The 12,415-nt window shown below is 51.8% G+C and carries 10 protein-coding genes and 2 pseudogenes; 11 read left to right on the top strand and 1 reads right to left on the bottom strand.

The window, feature by feature from the left end; all coding sequences use genetic code 11:
• Positions 1-10: 10 nt before the first annotated feature.
• From LK536_RS45795 to rfbG, 4 genes are all read left to right on the top strand, one after another.
• Positions 11-1,873, top strand: coding sequence for a glycosyltransferase family protein (locus LK536_RS45795; protein WP_227795836.1), 1,863 nt, complete (start codon positions 11-13; stop codon positions 1,871-1,873).
• A gap of 61 nt (positions 1,874-1,934) precedes the next feature.
• Positions 1,935-3,446 (top strand): hypothetical protein, encoded by a 1,512-nt coding sequence (locus LK536_RS45790; protein ID WP_227795835.1) that lies wholly within the window; start codon positions 1,935-1,937, stop codon positions 3,444-3,446.
• A gap of 45 nt (positions 3,447-3,491) precedes the next feature.
• Positions 3,492-4,265 carry a glucose-1-phosphate cytidylyltransferase gene (rfbF, locus tag LK536_RS45785; RefSeq protein WP_025485503.1) on the top strand — a complete coding sequence of 258 codons (774 nt, stop codon included), beginning with the start codon at positions 3,492-3,494 and terminating at the stop codon, positions 4,263-4,265.
• Between the two features lie 227 nt (positions 4,266-4,492).
• Complete coding sequence (gene rfbG, locus LK536_RS45780; protein WP_227795834.1) at positions 4,493-5,551, top strand: CDP-glucose 4,6-dehydratase; 1,059 nt, start codon at positions 4,493-4,495, stop codon at positions 5,549-5,551.
• On the opposite strand, the pseudogene LK536_RS45775 reads toward rfbG, so the two are convergent.
• Positions 5,532-5,654 (bottom strand): annotated as a pseudogene (locus LK536_RS45775) (DUF6783 domain-containing protein); the annotation flags it as partial. The gene rfbG and the pseudogene LK536_RS45775 overlap by 20 nt on opposite strands.
• Between LK536_RS45775 and LK536_RS45770 the strand changes: the two are divergent.
• From LK536_RS45770 to LK536_RS45740, 7 genes and pseudogenes are all read left to right on the top strand, one after another.
• Positions 5,631-5,741: pseudogene (locus tag LK536_RS45770) on the top strand (DUF6783 domain-containing protein); the annotation flags it as partial. The pseudogenes LK536_RS45775 and LK536_RS45770 sit on opposite strands and share 24 nt — an antisense overlap.
• A 31-nt stretch (positions 5,742-5,772) precedes the next feature.
• Positions 5,773-7,113 (top strand): lipopolysaccharide biosynthesis protein RfbH, encoded by a 1,341-nt coding sequence (gene rfbH / locus LK536_RS45765; RefSeq protein WP_474912677.1) that lies wholly within the window; start codon positions 5,773-5,775, stop codon positions 7,111-7,113.
• Positions 7,114-7,181: 68 nt separating this feature from the next.
• Positions 7,182-8,024 (top strand): LicD family protein, encoded by an 843-nt coding sequence (locus LK536_RS45760; RefSeq protein ID WP_227795833.1) that lies wholly within the window; start codon positions 7,182-7,184, stop codon positions 8,022-8,024.
• 23 nt (positions 8,025-8,047) lie between these two features.
• A complete protein-coding gene (locus LK536_RS45755; RefSeq protein WP_008719894.1) occupies positions 8,048-8,983 on the top strand; it encodes a glycosyltransferase family 2 protein in 936 nt (311 codons plus the stop codon).
• Between the two features lie 208 nt (positions 8,984-9,191).
• Entirely contained in the window at positions 9,192-9,866 is a 675-nt protein-coding gene (locus LK536_RS45750; protein ID WP_008719893.1) for a TetR/AcrR family transcriptional regulator, read from the top strand.
• A complete protein-coding gene (locus LK536_RS45745) occupies positions 9,863-11,098 on the top strand; it encodes a TolC family protein (protein ID WP_227795832.1) in 1,236 nt (411 codons plus the stop codon). Before LK536_RS45750 ends, LK536_RS45745 begins: the two co-directional genes overlap by 4 nt.
• Before the next feature lie 38 nt (positions 11,099-11,136).
• The gene (locus LK536_RS45740) at positions 11,137-12,372 is read left to right on the top strand and encodes a TolC family protein (RefSeq protein ID WP_227795831.1); all 1,236 of its coding nucleotides are present in this window, start codon (positions 11,137-11,139) and stop codon (positions 12,370-12,372) included.
• Positions 12,373-12,415: the final 43 nt, after the last annotated feature.

Here is a 12,415-nt window from a genome sequence, read left to right as displayed (position 1 = left end):
GGCATAAGCTGTGGAGACAAAAGAACGGTCAAGAACCAGGATTGGTTTCTCCAGGATGGAGAAGAAATATGAGTGGAAAGACCATGTGATTTTCATGGGAATCCTGTTGGCCATGGCAGTGTGGGTGAACAGGAATATTGAAATCAAAGGGCTTTATATGGATGACCTGTATTTCTGGTCCTGTTATGGCGAGCAGGGCTTTCTCCAGTATGTGTTCCCTTTGGGAAGCACCAGGTTCCGTTTCCTTTACTATCTGGCGGCCTGGCTTGAGATGGCGGTGGTCGGTAACCATGTGAACTGGTTCGTGCCGTTTAACATCCTGTTGAACACGGCTGTTGCCTGGTCGGTCTACCTGATTGGAAGACGGCTTTCGCGCTCCAAGGGAATCGGCTTCCTGTGCGGCTTCATGTATCTCATAAGCCGGATGGCTTATTACCAGATTGGCCAGGTCCTGGGGCTGATGGAAACCATGGCGCTCTGGATGGCCATTGGCATCCTCTGGTACCTGTACCGTTACATGAACGGGGAGGACGGTAGGAAGTATTATTATCTGTCCTGCGCCCTGTATTTCGGCGTGTGCTTTGTACATGAACGGTATATGGTATTGTTTCCGCTCCTGCTCCTTGTACTGCTTATCAAACGGTCTAAGAATCTGGCGGAATGGGCCGCCGGCCTGGTGTCCTTCCTGCTGGTCCAGGTAATCCGCGCATTTACCATCGGAAGCGTCCTGCCTGCGGGCACCGGAGGGACCCTGGTGGCGGATACCTTCAGCCTGGCAGATACGGTCCGCTATGGGCTGAGCCAGATTGCGTATGTGTTCGGCATGAATGCAGGCCCGGAACATCTCAACGGCTGCCCGTGGGGACAGAGCCCCCTGTCAATCAGGATCCTGGTCCTGCTGGCTGACGTGGCCATCGCCGTTATTGTATTGGGCTTCCTTATAAAGGTCATAAAGGATAAGAGGAAGGACGTGAAGGGGAAGGTACTATGTAACCTGGCCCTGTTCCTTTTATTCATCGGGGCCTGTATCGCGTCCTCCAGCGTGACCATCCGGGTGGAGATGCGGTGGGTCTATGTTTCCCTGACAGCAGCCCTTCTGCTTCTGGCGTACATGTACGGGGTCCTGACCGAAGGGGTGAAGCCGGAGCTTTACCTGAAACGTCTGTGGCCATGGGGGGCTGCATTTATCTGTTATGTATTCCTCATGCTTCCGGTGGAGCTGTTTTACCGGGCGCAGTACCCGAACCTGTATCTGTGGCCCAGCCAGCTGCGTTATAATTCGCTGGCGGAGGAAACATACGGACGGTACGGCGACAGCCTGTTCGGAAAGAATATTTATATCATAGGCAACAGCTATGAGATGAGTGATTTTACAGCCCGTACCTTTTTTAAGGTCTTTGACAAGGAACGGACGGCGGAGGGGACCAGCGTGGAATTCATTGACAGTATCCGCGACATCGGGCTGGTGGACGACCGTATGCTTGTGCTGAGGGAGGATCCGGAGCACAATGGTTTCCAGGATATCACCCAGTTCGTAAAGGACCTGAAGCTGAATGTGGAGTATGGATATTATGATGACGGATGGATGGATGAACATGCCAGCCTGACGGTCATGGCAGGTGAGACAGGGATGATTGACCTGGAAATCATATATCCGGGCGTCATGAGCGGAGGCGAGGGCATTAAGATAACAAAGGACCAGGATGATCCGGTCACAATCCCGGTGCGCTCCACCGTGGTGAATGAAACCATTGAAGCTGAACCGTGGCAGATGGTACACCTGACCTTTGACTATAATTTCTATATGCACAATGCCCAGGAACAACGCGGTAAGGACCGTCTGGCTGCAATTGTGCATATGACGGCGAGATAGGCAATGCCCTGCCGGAGCTATATCCGCCCAGGTAAATACACATCAGAAAAGGAGAGGAACCATGGACACATCCAGGTACAGAAAAATCATATACTGGCTTCTGCCCCTTCTTGGCATTGGCTTCTGCCTTTGGTATGTTAAGAATTCCACCTGCGACGTGGTGTATTCCGACTACATCCGTCTGGTCAACAGCTATCTTCCCGATGTGTATGACCCGGCCAGATTCTTTGTGCCGGACGTGCTTACCCGGATTCCCATCAACTATCTGTGCCGGATCATCAATGTGGGATTGTTTGGATTCTCCGTTACCCTGGAACGTGTCCTGGGGGTTATAAGCCTGGGGCTGGCTGGCTGGGTACTTGGGATTTACTGTAAAAACAGAAGGATTGGGATTGGCTGGTTTGCGCTTCTCATGGCAGTGATGTTCAGTCTTAATAAATGGGAAATGCTTACAAACGGCAGCGGCTGGTCCCATTTTTTCGCCTTTGCCTGCTTTTATTACCACGAACTGGTGCTGGACCGGGTATGGGCCGGTGAGGAAAAGAACGGGGACAGGATAAAGCTTCTGGTGCTTCCATGGCTTATCATACTGGGAACGGCAGGCCCTTACTGCGCAATCTACGCAGTGACAATCCTGATGTCCTACTTATTCTGCATGGTCCGGGGCAGGATGCGGGAAAATGAATGGGACATGCGCTACATCGCCTATATGGCCTGTACCTTGATTCCGCTGCTTCTCTACATCCTCAGCAACTCATTTGCAGTGGAGGAACATGCCGGGGCAACCGGGCGTTCCCTGATGGAAATCCTTTCCGACCATCCTGCATTTCCCGTCCGGTTCCTGCTTAAATCCTTTGCCGGTATCCTTGTGGGAGGGGAGGAGCTGCAGGAGCTGGTGAAACAGGGCATGATTACGGACCGCATGATTTATGTCATCGGGCTCTTTGTGGTCTGCGGATACCTGTTTGCGCTTTGGCTTAACCTGAGGTTCCGGTTTTATGAGAAAACACTGCTCCCCATGATGCTCTTGGTGGGAGGCGGACTGAACCATATACTCATATTCATATCCAGGTATATATTTGAGAGCGAGTCATATGCCCTGAGTTCCAGGTACGCCCTGCAGTTCCAGGTAGGGATCCTTGGAATGGTCATCACCTTTGCCCTTGCGTGGAACCAGGGAATGAAGCAGGATGTACAAGGGAACCGGGGAATGAACCGGGATATACAAAGGAAACAAAGAGGAAACCAGTATGTAAATGGAAATCCAGATTCCACAGGAAGGCCCCATACCGTTTGGGTCATATGGCGTCGGTGCCTGATTGCACTATTCTGTCTTGCAATCCTGTCAGGAAATGGTTATACTACTTACCATGAGATCCAGAAGGCACCGTACAGGGAAGAAAACTTTGAAAATATGGCGGCCATGGCCCTTCAGGTACCGGATATGGATGAGGAGGAGCTTAAGGCCATGGACAAGGAACTATCCGACCTGTTTGAGTACAGGAAGGGTGTGGACAAGATACAGGATGCATTGCGGATCCTGAAGGAACATGGATGGAACGTATTCAGATGACGGGCAGCCCCATGGAGGGCTGTTGGGACACAATGGAGGATAAAGATGAAAGTTGTTATTTTAGCAGGCGGACTTGGAACCAGGATCAGTGAGGAAAGCCATTTAAAACCAAAGCCAATGATTGAAATCGGCGGAAGGCCCATCCTGTGGCATATCATGAAATATTACTCTGAGTTTGGTTTCCACGATTTTGTCATCTGCCTTGGATATAAGCAGTATGTGGTAAAGGAATTTTTTGCTGACTATTTCCTTCACACCTCAGATGTAACCTTTGATCTGGCCAATAACAAGATGGAAGTCCACAACAATTATTCCGAGCCATGGAAGGTGACCCTTGTGGACACCGGCCTTAACACCATGACCGGAGGGCGGGTGAAACGGATCCAGCCCTACATCGGCAATGAAACCTTCATGCTGACCTATGGGGACGGTGTGAGCACGGTTGATCTGGATAAGCTGGTACAGTTCCACAGGTCCCATGGCAGGACAGCCACCATCACCACGGTGAACATCGGACAGATGAAGGGGGTATTGGACATTGATGATGACAATACCATCCTTTCCTTCCGCGAGAAGGAGGATAACGACGGCGCCCTGATTAATGGCGGCTTCATGGTGATGGAACCGGAAATCTTCAATTATCTGGAAGACGATACCACTGTGTTTGAAAAGCAGCCCATGCAAAGGCTGGCCATGGAGGGACAGCTTAAATCCTTCTATCACAGCGGCTTCTGGCAGTGCATGGATACCCAGAGGGAGATGAACAAGCTGGAGGAACTGTGGCAGTCGGGGAAGGCGCCGTGGAAGATATGGGGGTAGGGTTGGCGGAGGTCCGCAGGGCTGCGGTATTCCTTCCTGCTGCAACCCGCTCGCGCTTGTTTTCCACGCAGCGGTACTAAGGCGCGTGAAAGACCGCGCCTAAGTGCCGGCGTGAAAAGATGGTTTTAGCAGGAAGGAATACCGCAGCCCTGCTACGCTTTGGCGAACGCCAGGGAGGAAAAAAAGTTGCGGAATGATTGATGGATTGAGTGAGTGAGGTGTTTTTTATGACCATTAAGGAATTGGGAGATTTTTATAAAGGTAAGCGTGTGCTGGTTACCGGACATACTGGGTTTAAGGGGGCTTGGCTTTGCAGGATGCTGGGGCTGGCCGGGGCACAGGTGACGGGGTATGCGCTGGAGCCGCCGACGGATCCGAATCTGTTTGAGATTGCGGGGCTGGAGGATTGTATGGACAGCGTGATTGGGGATATACGGGACCTTAAGCATCTGCGGGAGGTGTTTGACCGGGTCAGGCCAGAGGTTGTGTTCCATCTGGCGGCACAGCCGATTGTCAGGGACTCTTATAAGGAGCCGGTGTATACGTATGAGACCAATGTGATGGGGACCGTGAATGTGCTGGAGTGTGTGCGGCTCACGGAAAGCGTGCGTTCTTTTTTGAATGTGACCACGGATAAGGTGTATGAGAACAGGGAATGGGAGTATGGCTATAGGGAATGCGATCCACTGGATGGGTATGATCCGTATTCTAATAGTAAGTCCTGCTCGGAGCTGGTGACCCATAGCTATCAGAAGTCGTTCCTGGCGGACGGGCGGTGTGCTGTGTCCACCTCCCGGGCGGGTAATGTAATCGGCGGCGGGGATTTTGCCAATGACAGGATCATTCCGGACTGTGTAAGGGCGGCTGCTTCCGGCAAAGATATAATTGTAAGGAATCCGCATTCCACCAGGCCTTATCAGCTGGTGCTGGAACCGTTGGCGGTTTATCTGACCATTGCCATGAGACAGTATGAGGATAGGAAATTCCAGGGATACTATAATGTGGGACCGGATGACAGGGACTGCGTGACCACCGGGAATCTGGTGGATATCTTCTGCCGCGCATGGGGCGGCGGGATGACATGGGTGGACCGGTACGATGGAGGCCCCCATGAGGCTAATTTCCTGAAGCTGGACTGTTCTAAGATTAAGCGTGTGTTTGGATGGCGTCCAAGGTACGGTGTGGAACAGGCTGTTGAAAAAACAGTGGAATGGTCCAAGGCCTATCTGGATGGACAGGAAATGCTGGATGTGATGGACAGGCAGATCATGGAGTTTTTTGAGTAGGCGGCGCCCTAGAGCCTGTTTGAAAATTCATTCCCGCCGTCTGCACGCCCCACTTCGCGGTATATTTGGCCCCGATTCAGTCAGCGTAGCCCGCTACGCCTCCGTCATCGGGACCAAATCTCCCACAAAGTGGGACGCACAGCCGACGGAAAGCAATTTTCAAACACGCCCTACGGCGCTGGGATTTTGAGACAGGAGATGATGATATGAAATTTGATAATATGACGGAAAATGAAGCCCGGGAGCAGATCCTGGGTCTGGTGGAGGAGTACTGTGATACCTTCCATAATAAGAAGGGACCATTTAAGGAGGGGGACAGGATACCGTATGCTTCACGTGTCTATGACCACCACGAGATGGTGAACCTGGTGGACAGCGCCCTGGAGTTCTGGCTTACTTCTGGCAGGTTTACGGATGAGTTTGAGAAAAAGCTTGGGGAATATCTGGGCGTCAGGTTCTGTTCCCTTGTGAATTCCGGTTCTTCGGCAAACCTGGTGGCCTTCATGGCACTTACCTCCCCTCTTTTAGGGGAGCGCCGTGTGAAACGGGGAGATGAAATCATTACGGTTGCATGCGGGTTCCCAACCACGGTCGCGCCTGCAATCCAGTATGGCGCCGTGCCGGTGTTCGTGGATGTGACCATTCCCCAGTATAATATTGACGTGACAAAGCTGGAGGAGGCGCTGTCTGATAAGACAAAGGCAGTGATGATTGCGCACACACTTGGCAACCCCTTTGATTTGAGGGCTGTGAAGGCATTCTGTGAACGCCATGATCTGTGGCTGGTGGAGGATAACTGTGACGCCCTGGGAACTAGGTATACCATGGAAGAGGATGGGAAGGAAGTTGAAAGATTTACCGGGACCATCGGCGATATCGGCACCTCCAGCTTTTACCCGCCCCACCATATGACCATGGGGGAAGGCGGCGCCGTGTACACGGATAATCCGCTGCTGAATAAGATCATCCGCTCCTTCCGGGACTGGGGACGGGACTGCGTATGCCCCTCCGGACGCGATAACATGTGCGGACACAGGTTTGACAGGCAGTTCGGCCAACTGCCCCTGGGGTATGACCATAAGTATGTGTATTCCCATCTCGGATATAATCTGAAAGCGACAGATATGCAGGCAGCCGTGGGCTGCGCCCAGCTGGACAAATTCCCGTCCTTCGTGGAACGCCGCCGCCAGAATTTTGCCCGTTTAAAGGCGGGACTGGCAGGGCTGGAGGACAGGCTGATCCTTCCTGAACCCGCGGAACACTCCACTCCCAGCTGGTTCGGTTTCCTTATTACCTGCAGGGAAGGTGTGGACAGGAACCAGGTGGTGCGGTATGTGGAAGGCAAGGGCGTACAGACCAGGATGCTCTTTGCCGGGAACCTGACCAGACACCCCTGTTTTGATGAGATGAGAAGCAGGGGAGAGGGATACCGGGTTGTTGGCAGCCTTTCAAACACGGACCGGATCATGTCGGATACCTTCTGGGTAGGCGTGTATCCTGGCATGACAGATGATATGATTGATTATATGGCTAAGACAATCCGCCAGGCAGTGGAGGCATAAGGTCCTGACCGGCAGCGCCTCAATAACAATGGATGAAAGGGCCCAAGGCCCTGAAGGAGTGCAGTGGAATGAAACCATCTTATGACATGGGAAAGGTTCATGGGGCTAACCTTAAGATCCTCAAGGAGATTGACAGGATATGCCGCAAATACAATATAAAATATATGCTGGACGCAGGCACGCTGATTGGGGCCGTGCGCCACAATGGATTCATTCCCTGGGATGATGACGCGGATGTGGCATTTACCAGGAACCAGTATGAGGCCTTCATGAAGGTGGTGAGGAGGGAGCTGCCTGAGGGGCTGGAACTGCTGGAACCAAACAGCTTCAGGGGCGGGAAGGGATTCTATGACTTTACGGCCCGCATCATCTATAAGAACAGCCGGTGCCATGAGGACAGCCCGCAGATGGCTTTCTATGAAGGCAAGCTGAACCACCTGTGGGTGGATCTGTTTGTCATTGACAGGCTTCCGGCCGGCAGGGCGGGCGCGGCTGTTACGAAGTTCCTGCACATGGCTGTTTACGGCATGGCCATGGCCCACCGGGATAAGCTGGATTTCAGCAAATACAGCCTGATGAACAAAATCTTCGTGGGCGGCCTTGCCATGGTGGGACGTGTCATCCCCATGAAGGCCATATTTGCCATGCAGAAGGCCCTGGCCCTTAAAGACAGGAACAGCAAGGGACGCCTGCGCTATTACAGCAATTACCAGCCGGATTTCCTGTATGTCACACTGGATAAGGACTGGTGCGATGAGGTGGAGGATATTGATTTTGAGGACACCCGGCTTATGATACCAAAAGGCTGGCACCAGGTCCTTACCCTGGTGTACGGGGAATATATGAAGCTTCCGCCAGAGGAACAGCGGGTTCCCTCCCATTCCAGCCTTGAGATTGAGGTATATGACTAAAGAAAGGACTTAAGACATAGTTCATGGACAGATTGTTATCAGTTGTGGTATCAGTCTACAACGAAGAAAAAGCGCTGGAAGAATTTTACAAAGAAACCACCGGGATATTAAAGGGCATTGACTGGGCCTATGAGCTTATATTTGTCAATGATGGAAGCTCGGATCAGAGCCTTGCCATACTTGACCGTCTGTCTGCTTCTGACAGCGCGGTCAAGGTGGTCAGCTTTTCCCGGAACTTTGGCCATGAGGCGGCCATGATTGCGGGGCTGGATTACAGCAGCGGGGACGGGATCATCTGCATGGACGCAGACCTCCAGCATCCGCCGGAATGTATCCCGGTCATCCTGGAGCGGTTCAAGGAAGGCTATGAGGTCATCAACATGGTCCGCACCAGGAATAAGACGGCCGGGGTTATTAAGAACATAACCTCTTCCGGTTTTTACTGGTTGATTAACCATATTTCAGACGTGCATTTTGAGTCCAACGCCTCAGACTTTTTTGCTATCAGCCGTCATGTGGCCCAGGTCCTTAAGGACAGCTACCGTGAAAAGGTCCGTTTCCTGAGGGGCTATGTACAGAATGTGGGCTTTAAGAAGACCACCATTGAATATGAGGCCAGGGCCAGGGTTGCAGGTGAAAGCAAATACAGCATCAAGAAGCTGTTTGTATTCTCCATCAACACCATCCTGTGTTTTTCCAATATGCCCCTGAAGCTGGGAATCTATGCAGGCATCTTTTCCGCCCTCCTGGGCTTTGCGGTAATGGTCTACACACTCCTGACCCGCAGGGGTGCTCCCAGCGGCTACGCCACCATCGTGGTCCTGCTCTGCTTCATGTTTGCAATGATGTTCATTATTATAGGAATCATCGGTGAATATATTGCCATCCTGTTCACTGAATTGAAAGACAGGCCAATCTATATTGTTGACAGAACTGAGAATTTCGAGGAACGCCCGTAGGGGGTTCCCCGGATTTTTTTTACCTGTTTTTACCTTCCAAACAATAGTTCCCCGGCGCCGGAGTGATTTTTAATGGAAATTTAATGCTTCCTTTCTTGACAATCCATGCCATAAGTGTTTATAATTGGCTTCGTGACAATATGTCACAATGACATTATGTCATTTTAGGGAATATGAGGATACGAATGATAGCAAGGAGGCTGGTTCTATGCCGACACAACGTTTTTTGAAGTTAAAGGAAGAAAAGAAGCAGGTCATACTGGAGGCCGCTGTCCATGAGTTTTCCAGGGTTCCCTATTCATCTGCATCCATTAACCAGATTATCAAGGAAGCTGACATTTCACGGGGAAGCTTCTATACATATTTTGAGGATAAGGATGACCTGATGCGGTATATGCTGCGCGGGTTCAGGGATAACTGCCAGAGGAGGATATTTGAATTCCTGAGGGCAGAGCGGGGCAATCCGTTTGAAGCGGCCATGGGGCTGCTGGGAATCGTGATGGAACAGGGAGAGGATGGCCTGGGGTACAGGATGTACAGGAACATGCTGTCAGATATGAGCCTGGTGAACCAGACCCACCTGTTTGGCATAAAAGGATTCCTGTTCCAGGACAGCACGTACATGGAGTTTGTGGAAAAGGTGCATGAGGCGATTGATGGGGAGCGTTATCCCATTGAGAAGGAAATGCTGGCATATCTGGTGGATATGCTCATGCTCATCGTCATCAGGGCCATAACCATGTATTATAAAAATGTTGCAGGCAAGGACCAGCTTCTGGATGTGGCCAGGAAGGAAATGCAGATTCTGGAAAACGGGGTCTGCCCAGGCACATGTCAGGAAGATATGAAAGGGCATACAGAAAAAAGAGGAGAATCAATATGAGGAATATCAGAGACAGGAAATATGGATACCGGGCAGCAGTCATTCTGGCAGCATCGGCAATTGCCGGAACCACGCCCATGACCGCCTTCGCCACCCTGGCAAGCAAACCCGATGAGAACTTTTCAGTTGCAGAGCCGCCGGCGCCGGATATCAGCAAGGATATCAGCCCGGAATTTGCATATTCCGCCGATAAATGGGCGTCCCTCAGGGACAATGTGATGGAGTACGGGGAACTGGCCGATTTAATCCATGAATACAACCCCACTGTGCGCAGTAACCGCTCCACGCTCAGTGATAAGAAGAATCAGGATCTGACGGAAATCAATGACAAGCTTCTGAGTGACGCCATGGATCTGTGGGATGACGCAGGTTCCACCGACACGGACAGCTATATAGGGAGGATGACCGCAGCCAACCTGGATTTTGCAGGCAATACCCTTGCGCAGACAGCAGACAAGAACTTCATGGACGCGGAAATGTACAAGATTTCATATGACCAGACAGAGGCTAACCTGGTATTCCAGGCCCAGCAACTGATGACCACCTACAAACAGTCCGCCTACACCATGGAGAACCTTAACGCCAGCCGCGCCCTGGCCCAGGCTTCCTATGAAGCCACGGTTGCCCGTCAGGCAGCGGGCCTGGCCACGCAGACCGATGTGCTGACCTCCCTCAAGAGTGTTCAGGACATAGACGCCAACATCCTGTCCACACAGAAATCAACGGACAATGTATACCGTTCCCTTCTGCTTATGCTGGGCTGGAGTGCGGATTCCCAGCCTGAGATACGGGATATTCCTGAGCCGGACCTGGCAAGGATTGGGGCAATGAACCCGGATGCTGACAGGGAGCAGGCCATTGCGAATAACTATGGAATCAAATCCGATGAACATAAACTTAAGAACCTGAAGACCAATGAGCAGGCGGATGCCACCAAGGCGGACCTGGAAGATAAGCGCAACCAGGTATACAGCAGCCTGAAGACCCAGTACAATGCGGTCCTGGATGCAAAGGATGCCCTGGACGCCGCCAATATAAAGCTTCAGCTGGAGACTGTGAACATGAATGCTGCTTCGGCCAAAGCCGCGACAGGCAATATAAGCGCGCTGGAACTGATTCAGCAGCAGACCAGTTACACAACAGCCAAAAACAGCGTGGAAACCGGTAAAATGCAGCTCACCCTTGCCATGGAAAAGTATGACTGGATAAAAAAGGGACTGACATTCAGCTAAAGCCAAGGTAAGACAGTTGCTTAGAAAGGGTAATGATTATGAAGAACAGACACAAAAAGAGCCTGGCTGCAACGTCCCTGGCCCTGGTCATATCGGCATCCGGCGCCGTGACATCCCTGGCGCTTCCACAGGCAGCCCCGGACCAGGAATTCACAGAGGCGTATCAGAGGCTTTATGATAATGAGATGGATTATGATGAGCTTGAGGATCTGGTTAAGAATTTTTATCCGCCCATAAAGAATACATATGACACCTATTATGATACGTATGAGGATGAACAGGCAGGTATCGTGAACTCCATGTTTGAAGCTGCAAGAGAGATGGATGAGGCGGCAGATGACCTGGAGGATGCCATAAATTCAGGAGCGGTTTCAGCAGCTAATGGCATGGCGGATCTGATGAAGGCCAAGGCAACCGCCAAAGGCTACCGTACAGTGGCCCAAAGCATGGGACGTAATATACAGCTGGGGACAAGGGAGGACAACAAGAACCTGAAGCAGATCCAGCGCGGTGTAAACAAAATCGTCTACAGCCTCCAGCAGGCCATGAACGGTTATGAACAGATTATGCTGAACCGGGACGTGGCATCCAAGGGCGTGGAGATTGCAGAAACAGCCAGGAACATACAGCAGACCATGCAGGCCCAGGGCCTGGCCATTGACGCGGATGTAATCAGCGCCGCCTCCGGCCTGACCTCGGCAAGGTCCCAGCTGGCTGCGCTGGATACACAGGCTGAAAGCATTAAAAAGACCTTGTGCACCTTTACCGGCTGGGGGTCGGACGGCAATCCGGTCATCGGGGCAGTCCCAACCTCTGATGTGGCGGCCATTGCGGCCATTGACGTGAATGCGGATAAGGAAAAGGCGGTCAATAACAACTACAGCCTTATATCCATGAGGGGCGCCAAGGGCGGCGGCATGGACCAGATTGAGCAGATCATATCAAAGAACACCACCCAGACCAAGAACAAGGTACGCAACGTCGCCTACAGCGAAGACCTGGTACGCTCCAATATCCAGACCCTTTACGACACCATCCTGGAAAAGAAAGTGGAATATGATTCCGCCACAACCGCGTGGCAGGCGGCCCAGAATACATGGCAGGCAGCCCAGATCCAGTACAGGACAGGCAGCTTAAGCCAGATTGGATATATGCAGCAGGAACTGGCATACCTCCAGGCCAGGGCAGCCTACAGGTCCGCTGACCTGAACCTGCAGCAGGCAATGCAGAATTATACCTGGGCAGTGAAAGGCCTGGATGTAAGTGCATCTTAACACTCCATAAGTGTTTGGTTACAAAAATTTCCTGATTTTACCA

The organism is Clostridium pacaense, assembly GCF_020709765.2.
In the GTDB taxonomy this organism is placed as follows: Bacteria; Bacillota; Clostridia; order Lachnospirales; family Lachnospiraceae; genus Enterocloster; species Enterocloster hominis.
This window is presented reverse-complemented; position numbering and strand designations above follow the sequence as displayed.

Bases quoted from the DNA above. Each gene is read 5' to 3' on its own strand.
- rfbH (WP_474912677.1), top strand. From the start codon at position 5,773: ATGACGGAAAATGAAGCCCGGGAGCAGATCCTGGGTCTGGTGGAGGAG.
- LK536_RS45790 (WP_227795835.1), top strand. From the start codon at position 1,935: ATGGACACATCCAGGTACAGAAAAATCATATACTGGCTTCTGCCCCTT.
- LK536_RS45755 (WP_008719894.1), top strand. From the start codon at position 8,048: ATGGACAGATTGTTATCAGTTGTGGTATCAGTCTACAACGAAGAAAAA.
- LK536_RS45745 (WP_227795832.1), top strand. From the start codon at position 9,863: ATGAGGAATATCAGAGACAGGAAATATGGATACCGGGCAGCAGTCATT.
- LK536_RS45740 (WP_227795831.1), top strand. From the start codon at position 11,137: ATGAAGAACAGACACAAAAAGAGCCTGGCTGCAACGTCCCTGGCCCTG.
- rfbF (WP_025485503.1), top strand. From the start codon at position 3,492: ATGAAAGTTGTTATTTTAGCAGGCGGACTTGGAACCAGGATCAGTGAG.
- rfbG (WP_227795834.1), top strand. From the start codon at position 4,493: ATGACCATTAAGGAATTGGGAGATTTTTATAAAGGTAAGCGTGTGCTG.
- LK536_RS45750 (WP_008719893.1), top strand. From the start codon at position 9,192: ATGCCGACACAACGTTTTTTGAAGTTAAAGGAAGAAAAGAAGCAGGTC.
- LK536_RS45760 (WP_227795833.1), top strand. From the start codon at position 7,182: ATGAAACCATCTTATGACATGGGAAAGGTTCATGGGGCTAACCTTAAG.